The following is a 14,062-nucleotide window of genomic DNA, read 5'->3' on the forward strand; positions in this document are numbered from 1 at the left end:
CAATCCCGCCCGGCCTGTCTGGCAGGAACGAACAGGCCGGGCCGCAACCGCGCATTTCCCACGGGCGGGGAGGAGGAGCGCCCGATGCGCGGAAGGTCGATTCGACGTTGCGACGGAATTGTCGGATAGTCCCGGGTCATGCAGCCTCCACGCGAATGGCGGCATCGCAGCCCATGGAAAGCAGCACGGAAAGGAACCTCGGATGCACCCGAAAACCCCGCATGAGCTCACGCAGCTTCTGGTCAACGTCATGACCCTCGATCTCTATGGAGAGATCACGACCGCCGCCCGGAAGAAGCGTCTGACGGAGCACGATATCGCCGCCGTCGAGCGCAAGGTGATCGCCAAGATCAAGGATGGGCCGGATTTCTCGCATGAGGCCCTCACCTATGAGGCAGAACCCGCCATCGCCCGGGCCATAGCCATGGTGAAGGACTTCACCGAAACGGCAGCACGCGGCCGGAAAACCAAGATCCTCAAGGAAAGTGGAAAATGAACGCGTCATCAATAATCCTCCCACTCGTCTTTCAGGTCGTCGGCCAGGTCCTCGCCGTGCAGGGCGCAGCCCTCGCCGATCAGGAACAGCGTCCAGGCCGCGAACGACCCCACGCAAAGCCCCACGATCGGCGGCATCGCCGAAAACGCGGCAACCGCCAGACCGGCCATGATGATCAGAACAAACCGGGTCATTGGGCGGGCTCCGATGGCTGGAAGATGTCGGGCAACAGGCGCCAGCGCGGAATGCCTGTGATGCGTTCCACATCGATTGCGCGGCGAACCGACAACCTGCCGCGCTCCCACCGATGAACCGTCGATTTATCAACCGGCGGATCGAATAGGCGGCCAAACGCGTCTTGGCTCATTCCGCCATTCTCAGCGCGATACTTCGCGATTTCGCTAACCTGTCCCATGCGGCAAAGGTTGCATATCTTGCAACATTTGCCAAGAGAAAAAGTTGCATGGCGTCATAACGATGATCGGAGACGGATTTTGTACAGTTGCGCAATGAGCAACCCGGTCAGAATTCACGCGGATAAAACGCCCAAACGCGTCCACTACATCGTCGAGTGGGCAGCGCATCGAAACATGCGACAGAAGGATATCGTCCGCGAGCTTGGCGTGGATAAGGGCCTCGTGTCCCGTTGGTGGGGCGGCACCATCCCGAAGTATGACTACCTTGAAGCTCTGGCGGGCCTTTTCCAACTCGATGACATCTCATCACTGTTTCGCCACCCGGACGACGACTGGATCACCCGCATGTTCCGGGACCGAAGCGAGGAACAGCGCCAGCAGGCCCTCGACATGCTGAAGATCCTGTTCAACGACAAGCCAACTGGCACGGACGGCTAACCTTCGCCTCACATTACTCCGCCTCGATCGCGTACAACGCTATCGCCGCTGATATGATTGCCTTCCCCTCGCCTGTGGGTTACCACTTCAAGGTTGCATGAATTTGGAGGGGAAAATGCGATTATCCTTGTTAGGTCTGTCGAGCGTTGCTGTTGCGCTCACGATCCTACCGGCAAGTGCAGAAGAAGCCGACATCCAGGCATGTGCCGCTATCAGCAATAACCTTGATCGCCTCAGTTGCTACGACAAGGCGAGCGGCCGGTCGCCTTCGGTAAACATCGCCAAGGCCGACGGTTCTGCATGGCGCGTTCGAAGCGAGACATCGAAGCTAACCGATATGACCAATGTGTTTATCCAGAACGACTCTAAAGAGGATATATACTGCGGTCGATACAGTAACAGTCCGGCGACCATCATCGTTCGTTGCATGGACAATGTAACCTCATTCTACGTCAGCACCGACTGCCATTTGGCATCGAGCGATTACAGTAATTATGGTGAGGTCACATACCGGCTTGACGATGAGCCGGCTGACAAGATCGACATGGACGCATCAACCAGCAATGAAGCGCTCGGGCTTTGGCGCGGAGACCGCGCGATCCCCTTCATAAAAAGAATGCTCGAAGCCGACAGGCTCCTGTTGCAATTCACGCCCTACGGACAGAATTCAGTCCTCGCCGAATATGATATTTCTGGCCTCAATGAAGTGATCAAACCGCTGCGCGACGCTTGTAATTGGTGAGGTAACCGTGAGAGTTTTTCTTTACATCATCGGAGCTCTGTGGCTTTGCCTGTCAGCTCTGGTCGCGATCGCCGCACCATCCGACATTCAACTCACAATGGCGGCTGTGCTTTTCTGCAGCGCAATTCTGGCCTTCGGCTTGGCAGCGTTACTCGGATGGGCAAAGGACAACGCCGAGAGCCTCGCCCGAATAGAGCACTATCTGGCGACCAAGGAAGAAGCCGCAAAGACGGATAGCTAACCTATTTCTTCGGATGCCCGTCTCTGAAAAGCCCGCCTCACGCGGGCTTTTTTTTGCACCGCAAGCAAGCAATACGCACGGCAGACCATTCAACGAGTTGCATGATATGCAATTTAAAAGTTGACAGACAGTTGCACGTAATGCAACATTCTTCCCAGCAGGCCAACCGTCCGGCCCGCACCCCGCCGCCGCGCAGGCCCGTTCCCCACCCGCGCGGCGGCATCACCCCACGGGAAGGAAGAGATGATGTCCGCAAGACTGACGAGACGTTTCGGCGACAACCCGCATGCCTTCGCGGTCGGCGCTGGAGCCACGGCCCTTGGTGGTTTTGTGGTCGCACTCTGCACCGACGCGGAAACCGCGATTGCTGCCCAGTCCATGGTCTTGGGGCCGATTTTCATCGTCACAGAACTTCTGAAGCGCAGATCGGCGCGGCGGAAAAGGTCAATGGCGTCCCCGCTTCAGCGCTTGCTCGACAGCATCGAGACGACAAGCGACCAATCCGACGAACTGTCGCCGGGCGATCTTTATACCGCCTACCTCTGGTACGCCAAGAAGGCTGGAGAGACGCCGCTGAACATCAGCGAGTTTCGCCGACAGATCTCGCGGGCGCTTTGGGACAAGGGAATATTCGCCCGCCGTTCCGAAACCAATAGATTTCGCGGCATCCGTCTCAAGGCGGGGGCGGATCAATGATCGGGTTCATGCATCCCGACCGTGCCGATCAGGTCATGGTAGTTTTCCTGCGCGCCGGCGTGAAGATCGTGAAACAGCTTCGCCATATCCGCGCGGCCTGCCGCCCTGTGCGCCTCAAGATCTTCGGCGAGGATGCCAACATGCTCCTCCATATCCTCAAGAATAGCTTCGCGATCGGGATGCGTGGCCAGAAGCCGGCCAACGGCAATCTGCAGGTTCAGGAGCGCACCGACAATCTGCGTCCCGTTCTTGTAGTCGAGATTTTCCCACTCGTCATCTTTCGACATAGCCACCCCTTTTTCAACACCACCGCACCCGGCCCCTCAACCTTAGTTTTGGCCGGGAAAGGAGTCCATCCCGCAAGAAAGGGAGACGCGACATGAACCGGCGCGACTTAATGGCACCCTACGAAATGCCAGACCTGCCCATGAGCGAAGAGATGATTGACGCTATGGACAGCAGGGCAGATACGATTGACGGCTCGTCTTCGTCCTATCTTGCAATTGAGTGCTTTCAGGCGGGCGCGAAAGTCGCCATTCGGCAAGGTCTTCTGGCGATCGTTCCTCAAGACGGCCGCCCCTGCGCCATGGAAGCCTTCGTCGCCGCCCTGCTCACCGCAGGCCTAGACGCCCCCGTCATCAAGGGCGCGATCAGCGCATGGATCAAGGGCGACTGGCAAGCCGCCTTCCTCCCCCTCTCCGACGACGCCCGCGCCCGCCTGAAAGGCGAAGGCGGTGCGGCATGAGCGATCGTCTTTCCGGCTACGCCTGCCGATTTGGCGTGATCGATCGCGGCGGCGACATCGTTGCCCGTGGCGCGTTTGCGAAGACGCTTCGGCTCAAGGGCTTGTCCAGCGTTCCCATGCTGCTTCAGCACGATCCGCGCAAGATTATCGGAAGATGGTCCGCGATCCGCGAGGATGAATGCGGCCTTTACGTCGAGGGCTCCCTGTCCCGCGAAGCGCCCGCAGAGTGGGAAGCCCGCGCGATGCTGAAAAGAGGGCTTCTGAATGGCCTTTCCATTGGCTACCGGACCGTCCGTGGCGAGGTGACGGGCGCATCTGCAACGCGAAGCCTGCTGGAGATAGACCTTTGGGAAATATCTCTGGTCACCTTTCCTATGCAGCCGTCCGCCGTGATCCGCTGGGGTCACGTTTGTGACGACGAAAGGCAGGTGATCGCATGACCGCCCGCCACCCGCTCACCGAGGCCGATTGCGCCGCCATGCGCCGGGCTTTGTGGCCCGCCATCCTCGCAGGCCTCGCCATCCTCATCATCACCGCCGCCCACCAGCTCGCCGCCTACGATGCAGCGATCGCGGCCAGCACAGGAGTGTGACGCATGATCCCCGGAGTGATCAAATTCCACAACCGCGTGATCGGCAAAAGCCAGGGCTATATCGGCCTTGCCGTGCGCGATACGACGGTGCACGACACCGTCAACGGCCCGGGCACGCCGGTCATGGAAACGGCATGGATGCCGGACCCGGCCGAGCTTGAACGCATCGCCGCCGGCGCGCCGGTCGTGCTGCGCATTCTCGGCACTGTGCACCCGCCCGTCCTGGTCGAAGTCGGCGAGGTGCCGGAATGATCCCCCGCCTCACCGAATACCCCGTCCAGGCCTTTCGCGCCAACGGCACGCTGATGGACCTTGCGGCACCAAACCCCGCCGAGATTTTCTTTGACCGGATCGCGCAAGGCCTTTCGAAGATCGCCCGTTTCAATGGCACGGCGCCCGGCCCGGCCTATTCGGTCGCCCAGCATTCCGTCATGGGCGCCGACGCGCTGTTGAATGAGGGCGCGGATCATTTCACCGCGGCGCTGTTCCTCATTCATGATGCCCATGAGCACCTCATCGGCGACTGGACGCGCCCGGCCCAGCAACTGATCGCCGCCACCATCCGCACGGAAAGCGCCGAGGCGGCGAACCACTTCATGCTCGCGACTGCGCGCATCAAGGCCGGCTGGGATCGCGCGATCTGCCACGCCGCAGGCCTGCCCCCGCCCGAGCACTGGACCAATGCCCGCCATGCCGCCGTGCACGACATGGACAACCGCATGCTGCGCGCCGAGGTGGAAGCCCTGTTCGGCCCCGCCGCCGCCCGCACCCTGCCGCCTTCAAGGCCGCCGAAAACGCGCGGCGCAATCAAGCCCTGGCCGCCAATGAAGGCCGAGGAAAAATTCAACGACATGTGCCGCCTCCTGCCGATCTTCGCCGGTCAGCAGCCCCGCGCGGCCAGAGTGTGAGGAAGACGAGATGGCAGGTTCCGTCAACAAGGTCATCCTGATCGGCAATCTCGGCCGCGATCCGGATATCCGCACAATGCAGGATGGCCGCAAGATCGCCAGCCTGTCGATCGCCACATCGGAAAGCTGGCGCGATCGCGCCACCGGCGAGCGCAAGGAGCGCACCGAATGGCACCGCGTCGTCATCTTTTCGGAAGCCTTGGCGAAGATCGCCGAGCAATACCTGAAGAAGGGCGCGAAGCTCTATATCGAGGGCCAGCTTTCCACCCGCAAATACCAGGGCAATGACGGTCAGGACCGCTACACGACAGAGGTCGTGCTGAACGGCTTCAACGCCGTCCTCACCATGCTCGACAGTACGGGCTCAAACCGCCCGCCGCCCGCGACCGATCCCGACGATTACGGCCGCGAAACCACGCGTGAGCCGGGCCGCGACCTTCCGTCCCGCGAAAATCTCGACGACGACATTCCCTTCTGAGGAGAACCGACATGACAGATGCACATGGCATTGCCCGCGACCAGTTGCGTTCGATCATCGAACGGATCGAGCGGCTGGAAGAGGAAAAGAAGACCATCGCCGACGACATCAAGGATGTCTACGCCGAGGCCAAGGGCACGGGCTTCGACACGAAGGCCCTGCGCAAGATCATCGCGCTGCGCAAGCTCGACGAGAGCGAGCGCATGGAAGAGGAAGCCGTGCTCGACACCTACATGATCGCGCTCGGCATGATCCCCGCACCTGAAGGCGAGGATTGAGCGATGAGCGATACAATCAAACTTGAAGTCGCGATCGATCGCAGCGACGTGATCGACGCCCTGAGCGACGACGATATCCGCAAAGAGGTCAACCAGCGCGATCTCGGATGCTTCAACGCTTCGCGTGAAGATGTCGAGCATCTCGCCAATCTGATCGCGCGCGGTCAGGCCGAGGATGCCCTCACATTTCTGCGCGAGCTCGCGCCCGAAGTCCGCCTGCTGGCGCCGTCAACCCAGTTAAAGCTCGAAGCCCTGCGTCAGGAGCCCGTCCATGTTCACCGCTGAAAAATCCGCGCTGCTCTCTGCGCTCGAAACGGCCAACAGCGCGGTCGAGCGCCGCAACACCATCCCGATCCTCGCCAATGTCCTGTTTGAGCGGGCGGACGATCCGGACAGGCTCACGCTCCGCGCAACGGATCTGGATATCGAGATCACCGTCAGCTTCGCGGCCGATGCGGCGGAAGGCTTCGAGCCCTTTACGGTCTCGGCCGCCATGCTGCTGTCGATCGTCAAGAGCCTGCCCGACGGCGCGATCACCATCGCCAATGCGGACGCCAAGGCCAACGCCCTGCAGGATGTCACGGTCAAATCCGGCCGCTCGAAATTCCGCCTGCCTGTCCTCCCGGCCGAGGACTTCCCGACCCTGCCGGAGATGACCGCCAAGCCCATCACCGTCGACGCCCAGCCCTTCCGCCAGGCGCTCGTTGAAACGGCTTTTGCCATGGCGGGCCAGAAAGAGGATCGCGTCTATCTGAAAGGCGTCCATCTTCACCGCCGCGCGGATGATATTGCGCTGGTAGCGTCGAACGGCCACCTGTTGACGGTGCGCGTGATCGATTCCTTCGACAGCCCGGCCGATCTGCCCGGCATCATCATCTCCGACAAGATGGTCGGCATCCTTGCAAAGGCGCTGCCGGAGACCGGAACAATATCGCTAAGGATAGACGATCGCCGCATCTCTGCCGAGATCGGCAATCGCACGATCACGGCGAAGCTGGTCGAGGCGACCTATCCGGAGTATCCACGCCTGATCGCCGCCGGCCTTGAAGACACGATCACGGTCGAGCGCAAGAAGCTGCTGGAGGCATCCAAGCGCGTCGGCCTGGTGCTCACTGCCATGAGCCAGGCCACAGTCCTCACCTTCGCCGAAGGCCTGCTGACGATCGAGGCCGCAGACCGCGAAGCCGGGGACGCCAGCGAGGACCTCGAGATCGATGGCGAGATCGAAGCCCGCATCGGCGTCAAACAGCAATACCTCGCGGGTGCGCTGGATCATATGCCCGGCGCCCGCATCGCCATCCACACAGGCGCAGGCGCCGGACAGATCAGGCTTACCAGCCCCGACGGCCACGCCGACGACCTGATCGTCATCATGCTGATGCGGGTGTAACGCAGCCATGCCGGAACAAGCCTCAGCCCCACGCCAGACCCGCGCCAGCGAGGCCGCTTTGCGCAAGGCGCTCCGCGCCGTGCAGGCGGAGGGGCTGGCTGTGGAAAGGCTGTGCATTACCGGTGGACAGTATGAAATCCACTTCGCCGGCGTTGAGCGCAAGGCCCCGCCGCCAAAGGATGAAGGCCTCGAACAATGGTAGAGGCTTGCATGAAAATTCGTCTGAAGGGGCTGATGCGCGAGGTCCTGCCCTCCGGCGCGATCCGCTGGCGGGTCCGCCCGGAAGGAAAGCGCGCGGTCAAGATCACGCTCTCCTGCGGGCCGGACGATCCCGATTTCCATCGGCAATACCTTGCCGCGCGTTGCGGCGAAAAGCCGGAGCCTCTGCGCCAGGCGTCAGACTATGCCAAGCCGCGATCGATCGCATGGCTGGTTAATCTCTACCTTGAGCACCTCGAAAAGCGCGTGGCGGCCGGCACGGCCAGCCATAAGACGCTGAAGAAGAAAAAGAACCTGCTTGCCCGCCTGCTGGCTGCGCCGGACAAGGTGATGCTGATCCCGCAGGAACGCCTGATCGCCATGCAGGATGATATGGCCGCAACGCCCGCCCAGGCGCATGCCTTCATCGAGGCCGTCGCCGTCATGTATGACTGGGCCATCAAACGCAAGCTGATCAGCCAGAACCCGGCGCGCGGCATCGAAAAGACTTACAAGAAGGGAACCGGCGCGATCCCATGGAAGCGCGCCGATCTCGACCGCTATTTCGCCTGTCACAAGCCGGGCAGCAAGGCGCATATAGCGCTTTCCGTCCTGCTATGGACCGGCTGCCGCGTCGAGGACCTGACGATCCTCGGCCGCGTGCATGAATGTACGATCGACGGCGTCGAGGCGCTGCGCTGGCAGCCGCTGAAGAAAGGCTCCAGCGAGGTATCCATCCCGTTGCTGCCGCCGCTGAAGGCCGCCACCCGCGCCGCCAAGGTGCAGGGCGCAACCTATGTCCTCGGACGCGGCGGCAAGCCCTTCGCCAGCGGCGGCAGCATGTCGGCCATGTTTATCAGGTGGTGCCGGGATGCAGGCCTTGAGAACAGATCGGCCCACGGCGTCCGCAAGGGACTTTCAGAACTGCTTGCCGAGAGCGGCATCAGCCAATACGCCATGATGGCAATCCTCGGTCACACCGAGGCCAAGACCAGCGAGACCTACACCCGCCGCGTGGAACGCTGGAAACTGGCGCTCGACGCCATGCACCGCCTCGAAGTGCCCCACACATGGTTCTGACGTGGGGCACAATGCGCCGTAAACGATTGATTTCATTGTGTAAAATAATGGAAATGGCGCGCTCGGGAAGATTCGAACTCCCGACCCCCAGATTCGTAGTCTGGTGCTCTATCCAGCTGAGCTACGAGCGCTTGCCTTTTGCGGTCGCCGCATCTGTCTGCGGCGTGCGAAACGGCTTCTAGAACCTTGCGATTTGGAATGCAAGCGGATTTCGGAAAATTGTTGTCATTTTCCTGAAACATCAAAGCAGGCGGCGGGCGCGAAGCCCTTAGCTGCCGGCTTCGCTCTCCTCGCGCCAGCTTTCCAGCATCACCGGGCGGTCGGGAATTTCGATGCGGAACAGCGTGCCCTGGCCTGCCTTTTCCACAAGCCCGATCGTGCCGCCATGGGCGAGCACCAGTTCGCGGGCGATAGCAAGGCCAAGCCCCGTGCCGCCGCTGCGGGCGGAGCCGCGGAAAGCGGCGAACAGGTTCTCGCGCGCCTTCTGCGGCATGCCGGGCCCGGTATCGTCGATCGTCAGCGACACCACGCTGCCGTGGCGCTGAGCCGAAACCGTCAGACAGTTGACCGATTCGGCCTTGGCCTGCTGGCCGAGCGCCTCGACGCTGTTGCGGCAGAGATTGAAGATCACCCGAAACAGCTGCTCGGGGTCGGCGTCGATCTTCAGCCCTTCCGGCACCCGGTTGATCCATTCGATCGAGGGATCGGCTGAGAGTTCGAGATAGTCGTGAACGTCGTTGACCAGCGACTGAACGTCTATCATCCGCCGCTTCGGCTCGGCCTCGGAAACCTGGCCATAGCTCAGCACGGAACGCGAATAGAGCGCCGCCCGGTCGATCGCGCGCAAGAGTTTCGGCGCGACCCGTTTGACCACCGGATCGTCGATCCCGGCAATGCGGTCCGACATCAATTGGGCAGCGGACAGGATATTGCGCATGTCGTGGTTGATCTTGGACACGGCCAGACCGAGCTCTGCAAGCCGCTTCTGCTGGCGCAGGGTCTTCTGCAATTCGCTCTGCATGGTGGCCAGATGACGGCCGGCAATACCCAGTTCATCGGGTTCGGCGCTCGGGCGGAATACGCTCTCCGGCAGTTCGGGATGTTCGGAAAACGCCTGCATATTGGCAATCTGGCGCCTGAGCGGGCGCACCAGCATCGAATTCAGCCGGAAGAAGATCAGCATCGCGGTGACGGAGGACAGCAGAATGCTGAGCGCGAAGATATTGCGCGCATAGATCAAAAGCGCGTGGCGCAATTCGTCGTCGGAGATCACCAGTTCGATGATCGCATCGGTATCACCGATATTGCCGAGAATGCGGATCGCCCGATCGCCGCCGAACAGAAGCTCGTCGAAGGCATCGACCACCGCCTCCACCGGGCCGACATCGGTCAGATCGTAGCTGCGGCTGATCTCAGGCGGCATATCGGTCACCGCCAGCAATTGCGACATGCCGTCCTTCCTGAGCACGATCGCCTTGGTGCCCGTCGCCATCAGTGTCTCGTCCTGAAGCGCGCGCGGCAGCGACAGCGGCTGCAGCCCATCGATGACGGTGACCGCGGCGGCGGCGGTGTTCAGCCGGTCGTCAAGCCAGCGCAGGCGCATGGTGGCGACCGCCGGCACGAAGAACACGATTTCGGCAAACATGATGATGGCGACCGTCAGCAACAGGATGCGCCCGGAAAGGCCGGAGAGAAAACGCGGCATCGCGACGCCGTCGGCGCTGACGCGGCGACCTGCACTGTCCGTCTCCCGGGGGCGGTTTTCAGACCGCATCCGCTTTCTCCGTTTCAACCTGCCGCGATATTATGCCCGAACGCAACAAATGCAAAACCGCCGGGCGACTCCAGACACATTAGCCGCCCCGCCGGCGACTTCTCAGTCGCGCGATTGACAATTCGCGGCGGTTTCCCTTATAAGCCGCGCAGTTTCGGCTCTGCACCCGGATTTTTTGCGGAGCGAACGAACATCAACCACACGCTTAACCGGTTTCGGCCGGTTTTCAAGAAGGGCCGCACACCGCGGTATTAAAACAAATGTCTACCAAGCGTACCTATCAGCCTTCCAAACTCGTTCGCAAGCGCCGCCACGGCTTCCGCTCGCGCATGGCAACAAAGGGTGGCCGCAAGGTCCTCAATGCACGCCGCGCCCGCGGCCGCAAGCGTCTTTCGGCGTAAGGGCGTTTCGCCCTTATGTCCGGGCCCGATAAAAAGGCCGAAGTCGGACGGCTGAAGACCCGTCCACAGTTTCTCGCCGTACAAAAGGGCGAGCGGCGCAAGGGGCCCCTTTTTCTGCTTGAAGTTCTCGACCGACGCGAACCCCAAACGGGGCCTCGCGTCGGTTTTACTGTTACAAAACGGCAGGGCAATGCCGTCGCGCGCAACCGCATTCGCCGCCGCCTGAAAGAGGCGGTTCGACTCAAGGCAGCGTTTGCAATGCAGCCCGGTTGCGATTATGTCATCGTGGGCCGCAGCGAGGTGCTTGATGCGCCATTTGCGCGGCTTGTCGATACGCTGGAATCGCGGATCTCGAACCCGCCTCAAATCCGACGGAGCCGAAAGGCTTCCGCACCAGGAACTAAAGATGGAAAATAACCGCAATTCTATGATCGCGATCGGCCTGACGGTCCTGATCGTCCTCGCCTGGCAGTTCTTTTTCATGGGTCCGCGCATGGAGGCGCAGCGTCAGGCCCAGGAACAGGCCGCCCTGCAGCAGCAGACGCAGGAACAGACCGTCACGCCGGACGGCGCGACCACGACGCCCGCCGTCTCCGGCCAGGCCGGGGCAAACGGCGATGCGGTATTTTCCCAGTCCGGCGCGCAGCAGGCCTCCGCGCCGCGCGTCAAGATCGAAACGCCTTCGCTCGAGGGCTCGATCAATCTGGCCGGCGCCAGGATCGACGATATTAAGCTCAAGGATTACCACGTCACGGTTGACCCCACGAGCCCGATCGTGACGCTGTTCTCGCCGGCCGACACCCAGAACGGCTATTTCGCCGAACTCGGCTTCGTGCAGGGCGACAATTCCGGCACGGTTCCGGGCCCGCAGACGGTCTGGACGCTCGAAAAGGGCACCGAACTGACGCCGTCGACCCCGGTGGTGATTTCCTACACCAATGATGCCGGCATCAAGTTCACCCGGACCTTCTCGATCGACGACAAATACATGATCACCGTCGACGACAAGGTCACCAACAATTCCGAAAAGCAGGCCTCGGTGACGCCCTATGGCCGCATCACCCGCTTCAGCCTGCCGGACGAGCCGTCCGCATGGGTTCTGCACGAAGGCTTCCTCGGCGTGTTCGGCGACGATGCCGGCGTGACGCTGGAAACCTACAAATCCGTCGACAAGGAAAACCAGAGCTTTGACGGCGCGACCGGCGGCTGGTTCGGCGTGACCGACAAATACTGGGGCACCGCCGTCATTCCGCAGGCCAACGTCAATTACGATGCACGGTTCTCGCATTTCACCGATGGCCGCGCGCGCTATCAGGCGGATTATTCCGACAACGCCGCGCTGACGATTGCGCCCGGACAGTCGGCCGACCTGAAGACCATGGTGTTTGCCGGCGCCAAGGAAACCAACACGCTGACGGCCTACGAGAACCAGTTCAACATCCGGCTTTTCGACCGGATGATCGACTGGGGCTGGCTGTGGTTCATCACCAAGCCGCTGTTCCAGCTGATGGACTTCATCTATCACCAGGTCGGCAATTTCGGCGTGGCGATCCTGATCACGACCGTCATCATCAAGCTGATCTTCTTCCCGCTCGCCTCCAAGCAGTACGCCTCCATGGCCAACATGAAGCGCGTGCAGCCGAAGATGACCGAGTTGAAGGAGCAGTACGGCGACGACCGCATGGGCCTGCAGAAGGCGATGATGGAGCTCTACAAGAAGGAGAAGATCAATCCGGTCGCCGGCTGCTGGCCGATGCTGATCCAGATCCCGATCTTCTTCGCGCTCTACAAGGTGCTCTACGTCACCATCGAAATGCGCCATGCGCCGTTCTTCGGCTGGATTCAGGACCTTTCCGCGCCTGATCCGACCAGTATCTTCAACCTGTTCGGTCTGCTGCCCTTCGCGGTTCCGGCGGTGCTGATGATTGGCGCATGGCCGATCATCATGGGCATCACCATGTGGATGCAGATGCGCATGAACCCGACGCCGCCCGACAAGACCCAGGCGATGATCTTCAACTGGATGCCGGTCGTGTTCACCTTCATGCTGGCGAAATTCCCGGCCGGTCTGGTGATCTACTATGCCTGGAACAACTCGCTGTCGATCCTGCAGCAGTCGATCATCATGAAGCGCCACGGCGTCAAGATCGAGCTGTTCGACAATCTGAAGGGCATCTTCCGCAAGAAGAAGCCGGCTTCGGAATAGGTCAGGCCAGTTCGCCCCTCCCGGAGAGGGCTCAAATGGCGGCAAACGCCTTAAGGAAAACACGCCCGGCACCCTTGCCGGGCGTTTTCTTCATGGTAAGGATCGGGATATGACCCAGCAGATCGCCCAGGATGCAGCGCTTTTCGCCCGCCCGTGGATTTTCATCCGCGGCGTGCCGTCGATGAAATTCCTGCCGCCGGAAGGTCCGGCAGAAGTGGCGTTTGCGGGTCGGTCCAATGTCGGCAAGTCCTCGCTGATCAACGCGCTGCTCACCCAGAAGGGGCTGGCGCGCACCTCCAACACGCCGGGCCGCACCCAGGAACTCAACTATTTCGTTCCCGACGGCTATTCCGGCGAGGGCGAGGACCTGCCGCCAATGGCGCTGGTGGATATGCCCGGCTACGGCTATGCCCAGGCGCCCAAGGCCCAGGTGGACCAGTGGACCAAGCTCGTGTTCGACTATCTGCGCGGCCGCGCCACGCTGAAGCGTGTCTATGTGCTGATCGACGCCCGCCACGGCATCAAGAAGAATGACGAGGATGTGCTCGACCTGCTCGACAAGGCCGCCGTCTCCTACCAGATCGTTCTGACCAAGAGCGACAAGATCAAGCCGCCGGCGGTCGCCAAGCTTCTGACCGCCACCGCGGAAAAAATCCGCAAGCGCCCGGCCGCCTTCCCCGCGATTCTCGCGACCTCGTCGGAAAAACATGACGGGCTCGATGAACTGCGCCAGGCGATCATCGAAACGATCAACATGTGATCGTGCGAAAAAGGCCGCCCCGAAGGGCGGCCGAATTGACACCGGGGTTGGTGCTTTCCGCCGAACATTCTGATCATGCATCCGGTCGGGATGAGGCGATCTTGCCCGAAACCTGGTCACCGCGATTCAATCGACGGGACCGCGAAGCTCCGCTCCTGATTGAGCGAACCCTGTATATTCCCTCTATGCATGTCGAATTCGCGGCGGAAACCGGGTATTCCAG

At 61.3% G+C, this 14,062-nt stretch carries 24 protein-coding genes and 1 tRNA gene; 20 read left to right on the forward strand and 5 right to left on the reverse strand.

What is annotated here, in order from left to right; translation table 11 throughout:
- The first annotated feature begins 202 nt into the window (after positions 1 to 202).
- Entirely contained in the window at positions 203 to 496 is a 294-nt protein-coding gene (locus V6766_RS04460; RefSeq protein WP_448464012.1) for a hypothetical protein, read from the forward strand.
- An 8-nt stretch (positions 497 to 504) separates the two neighbouring features.
- On the opposite strand, the gene V6766_RS04465 is transcribed toward V6766_RS04460, so the two are convergent.
- Positions 505 to 690, reverse strand: coding sequence for a hypothetical protein (locus V6766_RS04465; protein WP_448464014.1), 186 nt, complete (start codon positions 688 to 690; stop codon positions 505 to 507).
- Positions 687 to 863: a hypothetical protein gene (locus tag V6766_RS04470; protein ID WP_448464016.1), complete on the reverse strand. Its 177-nt coding sequence runs from the start codon at positions 861 to 863 to the stop codon at positions 687 to 689. The genes V6766_RS04465 and V6766_RS04470 overlap by 4 nt, the downstream gene beginning before the upstream one ends.
- A gap of 142 nt (positions 864 to 1,005) precedes the next feature.
- Between V6766_RS04470 and V6766_RS04475 the strand changes: the two genes are divergently transcribed.
- The 4 genes from V6766_RS04475 (at position 1,006) to V6766_RS04490 (ending at position 3,029) form a co-directional block, all read left to right on the forward strand.
- Positions 1,006 to 1,350: a helix-turn-helix domain-containing protein gene (locus V6766_RS04475; protein WP_448464018.1), complete on the forward strand. Its 345-nt coding sequence runs from the start codon at positions 1,006 to 1,008 to the stop codon at positions 1,348 to 1,350.
- 115 nt (positions 1,351 to 1,465) lie between these two features.
- Positions 1,466 to 2,092, forward strand: a complete 627-nt coding sequence (locus V6766_RS04480; RefSeq protein WP_448464020.1) for a type VI secretion system-associated protein TagO — start codon at positions 1,466 to 1,468, stop codon at positions 2,090 to 2,092.
- 7 nt (positions 2,093 to 2,099) lie between these two features.
- Positions 2,100 to 2,333 (forward strand): hypothetical protein, encoded by a 234-nt coding sequence (locus tag V6766_RS04485; RefSeq protein ID WP_448464022.1) that lies wholly within the window; start codon positions 2,100 to 2,102, stop codon positions 2,331 to 2,333.
- 246 nt (positions 2,334 to 2,579) lie between these two features.
- On the forward strand, positions 2,580 to 3,029 hold the full coding sequence (locus V6766_RS04490; protein ID WP_448464024.1) for a hypothetical protein: 450 nt from the start codon (positions 2,580 to 2,582) through the stop codon (positions 3,027 to 3,029).
- Here V6766_RS04490 and V6766_RS04495 read toward each other — a convergent pair.
- Positions 3,023 to 3,316: a hypothetical protein gene (locus tag V6766_RS04495; RefSeq protein ID WP_448464026.1), complete on the reverse strand. Its 294-nt coding sequence runs from the start codon at positions 3,314 to 3,316 to the stop codon at positions 3,023 to 3,025. The genes V6766_RS04490 and V6766_RS04495 overlap by 7 nt on opposite strands.
- A gap of 92 nt (positions 3,317 to 3,408) precedes the next feature.
- On the opposite strand from V6766_RS04495, the gene V6766_RS04500 reads away from it, so the two are divergent.
- From V6766_RS04500 to V6766_RS04550, 11 genes are read left to right on the forward strand one after another with little or no spacing between them, the layout of a single operon-like run.
- On the forward strand, positions 3,409 to 3,774 hold the full coding sequence (locus V6766_RS04500; protein WP_448464028.1) for a hypothetical protein: 366 nt from the start codon (positions 3,409 to 3,411) through the stop codon (positions 3,772 to 3,774).
- A complete protein-coding gene (locus V6766_RS04505) occupies positions 3,771 to 4,214 on the forward strand; it encodes an HK97 family phage prohead protease (protein ID WP_448464030.1) in 444 nt (147 codons plus the stop codon). The genes V6766_RS04500 and V6766_RS04505 overlap by 4 nt, the downstream gene beginning before the upstream one ends.
- Complete coding sequence (locus tag V6766_RS04510) at positions 4,211 to 4,366, forward strand: hypothetical protein (protein WP_448464032.1); 156 nt, start codon at positions 4,211 to 4,213, stop codon at positions 4,364 to 4,366. The genes V6766_RS04505 and V6766_RS04510 overlap by 4 nt, the downstream gene beginning before the upstream one ends.
- Positions 4,367 to 4,369: 3 nt before the next feature.
- A complete protein-coding gene (locus V6766_RS04515) occupies positions 4,370 to 4,618 on the forward strand; it encodes a hypothetical protein (protein WP_448464034.1) in 249 nt (82 codons plus the stop codon).
- Positions 4,615 to 5,274 (forward strand): hypothetical protein, encoded by a 660-nt coding sequence (locus V6766_RS04520; protein WP_448464036.1) that lies wholly within the window; start codon positions 4,615 to 4,617, stop codon positions 5,272 to 5,274. The genes V6766_RS04515 and V6766_RS04520 overlap by 4 nt, the downstream gene beginning before the upstream one ends.
- Positions 5,275 to 5,284: 10 nt before the next feature.
- Positions 5,285 to 5,752: a single-stranded DNA-binding protein gene (ssb, locus tag V6766_RS04525; RefSeq protein ID WP_448464038.1), complete on the forward strand. Its 468-nt coding sequence runs from the start codon at positions 5,285 to 5,287 to the stop codon at positions 5,750 to 5,752.
- A gap of 11 nt (positions 5,753 to 5,763) precedes the next feature.
- Positions 5,764 to 6,030, forward strand: coding sequence for a DUF2312 domain-containing protein (locus V6766_RS04530; RefSeq protein ID WP_448464040.1), 267 nt, complete (start codon positions 5,764 to 5,766; stop codon positions 6,028 to 6,030).
- A gap of 3 nt (positions 6,031 to 6,033) precedes the next feature.
- Positions 6,034 to 6,315 carry a hypothetical protein gene (locus V6766_RS04535; protein WP_448464042.1) on the forward strand — a complete coding sequence of 94 codons (282 nt, stop codon included), beginning with the start codon at positions 6,034 to 6,036 and terminating at the stop codon, positions 6,313 to 6,315.
- Positions 6,302 to 7,420, forward strand: coding sequence for a DNA polymerase III subunit beta (gene dnaN / locus V6766_RS04540; protein WP_448464044.1), 1,119 nt, complete (start codon positions 6,302 to 6,304; stop codon positions 7,418 to 7,420). The genes V6766_RS04535 and dnaN overlap by 14 nt, the downstream gene beginning before the upstream one ends.
- A gap of 7 nt (positions 7,421 to 7,427) precedes the next feature.
- Positions 7,428 to 7,622, forward strand: coding sequence for a hypothetical protein (locus tag V6766_RS04545; RefSeq protein ID WP_448464046.1), 195 nt, complete (start codon positions 7,428 to 7,430; stop codon positions 7,620 to 7,622).
- An 8-nt stretch (positions 7,623 to 7,630) separates the two neighbouring features.
- On the forward strand, positions 7,631 to 8,698 hold the full coding sequence (locus V6766_RS04550) for a tyrosine-type recombinase/integrase (RefSeq protein ID WP_448464048.1): 1,068 nt from the start codon (positions 7,631 to 7,633) through the stop codon (positions 8,696 to 8,698).
- Positions 8,699 to 8,752: 54 nt separating this feature from the next.
- On the opposite strand, the gene V6766_RS04555 is transcribed toward V6766_RS04550, so the two are convergent.
- Together V6766_RS04555 and V6766_RS04560 are read right to left on the reverse strand one after the other, a co-directional pair.
- Positions 8,753 to 8,829: transfer RNA gene (locus tag V6766_RS04555), tRNA-Arg, on the reverse strand.
- 137 nt (positions 8,830 to 8,966) lie between these two features.
- On the reverse strand, positions 8,967 to 10,472 hold the full coding sequence (locus V6766_RS04560; RefSeq protein WP_448464050.1) for an ATP-binding protein: 1,506 nt from the start codon (positions 10,470 to 10,472) through the stop codon (positions 8,967 to 8,969).
- A gap of 260 nt (positions 10,473 to 10,732) precedes the next feature.
- On the opposite strand from V6766_RS04560, the gene rpmH reads away from it, so the two are divergent.
- The 4 genes from rpmH to yihA all read left to right on the forward strand — a co-directional run bounded on the left by rpmH (position 10,733) and on the right by yihA (position 13,839).
- Entirely contained in the window at positions 10,733 to 10,873 is a 141-nt protein-coding gene (gene rpmH / locus V6766_RS04565) for a 50S ribosomal protein L34 (RefSeq protein ID WP_079920770.1), read from the forward strand.
- A 15-nt stretch (positions 10,874 to 10,888) separates the two neighbouring features.
- The gene (rnpA, locus tag V6766_RS04570) at positions 10,889 to 11,290 is read left to right on the forward strand and encodes a ribonuclease P protein component (RefSeq protein ID WP_448464052.1); all 402 of its coding nucleotides are present in this window, start codon (positions 10,889 to 10,891) and stop codon (positions 11,288 to 11,290) included.
- Positions 11,280 to 13,079, forward strand: coding sequence for a membrane protein insertase YidC (gene yidC / locus V6766_RS04575; RefSeq protein WP_448464054.1), 1,800 nt, complete (start codon positions 11,280 to 11,282; stop codon positions 13,077 to 13,079). Before rnpA ends, yidC begins: the two co-directional genes overlap by 11 nt.
- A 109-nt stretch (positions 13,080 to 13,188) precedes the next feature.
- Positions 13,189 to 13,839, forward strand: coding sequence for a ribosome biogenesis GTP-binding protein YihA/YsxC (yihA, locus tag V6766_RS04580; protein ID WP_448464056.1), 651 nt, complete (start codon positions 13,189 to 13,191; stop codon positions 13,837 to 13,839).
- The last annotated feature ends 223 nt before the right edge of the window (positions 13,840 to 14,062 follow it).

The organism is Martelella sp. AMO21009 (assembly GCF_053484295.1).

Bases quoted from the DNA above. Each gene is read 5' to 3' on its own strand.
- V6766_RS04460 (WP_448464012.1), top strand. From the start codon at position 203: ATGCACCCGAAAACCCCGCATGAGCTCACGCAGCTTCTGGTCAACGTC.
- V6766_RS04465 (WP_448464014.1), bottom strand. From the start codon at position 690: ATGACCCGGTTTGTTCTGATCATCATGGCCGGTCTGGCGGTTGCCGCG.
- V6766_RS04470 (WP_448464016.1), bottom strand. From the start codon at position 863: ATGAGCCAAGACGCGTTTGGCCGCCTATTCGATCCGCCGGTTGATAAA.
- V6766_RS04475 (WP_448464018.1), top strand. From the start codon at position 1,006: ATGAGCAACCCGGTCAGAATTCACGCGGATAAAACGCCCAAACGCGTC.
- V6766_RS04480 (WP_448464020.1), top strand. From the start codon at position 1,466: ATGCGATTATCCTTGTTAGGTCTGTCGAGCGTTGCTGTTGCGCTCACG.
- V6766_RS04490 (WP_448464024.1), top strand. From the start codon at position 2,580: ATGTCCGCAAGACTGACGAGACGTTTCGGCGACAACCCGCATGCCTTC.
- V6766_RS04495 (WP_448464026.1), bottom strand. From the start codon at position 3,316: ATGTCGAAAGATGACGAGTGGGAAAATCTCGACTACAAGAACGGGACG.
- V6766_RS04500 (WP_448464028.1), top strand. From the start codon at position 3,409: ATGAACCGGCGCGACTTAATGGCACCCTACGAAATGCCAGACCTGCCC.
- V6766_RS04505 (WP_448464030.1), top strand. From the start codon at position 3,771: ATGAGCGATCGTCTTTCCGGCTACGCCTGCCGATTTGGCGTGATCGAT.
- V6766_RS04510 (WP_448464032.1), top strand. From the start codon at position 4,211: ATGACCGCCCGCCACCCGCTCACCGAGGCCGATTGCGCCGCCATGCGC.
- V6766_RS04515 (WP_448464034.1), top strand. From the start codon at position 4,370: ATGATCCCCGGAGTGATCAAATTCCACAACCGCGTGATCGGCAAAAGC.
- V6766_RS04520 (WP_448464036.1), top strand. From the start codon at position 4,615: ATGATCCCCCGCCTCACCGAATACCCCGTCCAGGCCTTTCGCGCCAAC.
- ssb (WP_448464038.1), top strand. From the start codon at position 5,285: ATGGCAGGTTCCGTCAACAAGGTCATCCTGATCGGCAATCTCGGCCGC.
- V6766_RS04530 (WP_448464040.1), top strand. From the start codon at position 5,764: ATGACAGATGCACATGGCATTGCCCGCGACCAGTTGCGTTCGATCATC.
- V6766_RS04535 (WP_448464042.1), top strand. From the start codon at position 6,034: ATGAGCGATACAATCAAACTTGAAGTCGCGATCGATCGCAGCGACGTG.
- dnaN (WP_448464044.1), top strand. From the start codon at position 6,302: ATGTTCACCGCTGAAAAATCCGCGCTGCTCTCTGCGCTCGAAACGGCC.
- V6766_RS04545 (WP_448464046.1), top strand. From the start codon at position 7,428: ATGCCGGAACAAGCCTCAGCCCCACGCCAGACCCGCGCCAGCGAGGCC.
- V6766_RS04550 (WP_448464048.1), top strand. From the start codon at position 7,631: ATGAAAATTCGTCTGAAGGGGCTGATGCGCGAGGTCCTGCCCTCCGGC.
- V6766_RS04560 (WP_448464050.1), bottom strand. From the start codon at position 10,472: ATGCGGTCTGAAAACCGCCCCCGGGAGACGGACAGTGCAGGTCGCCGC.
- rpmH (WP_079920770.1), top strand. From the start codon at position 10,733: ATGTCTACCAAGCGTACCTATCAGCCTTCCAAACTCGTTCGCAAGCGC.
- rnpA (WP_448464052.1), top strand. From the start codon at position 10,889: ATGTCCGGGCCCGATAAAAAGGCCGAAGTCGGACGGCTGAAGACCCGT.
- yidC (WP_448464054.1), top strand. From the start codon at position 11,280: ATGGAAAATAACCGCAATTCTATGATCGCGATCGGCCTGACGGTCCTG.
- yihA (WP_448464056.1), top strand. From the start codon at position 13,189: ATGACCCAGCAGATCGCCCAGGATGCAGCGCTTTTCGCCCGCCCGTGG.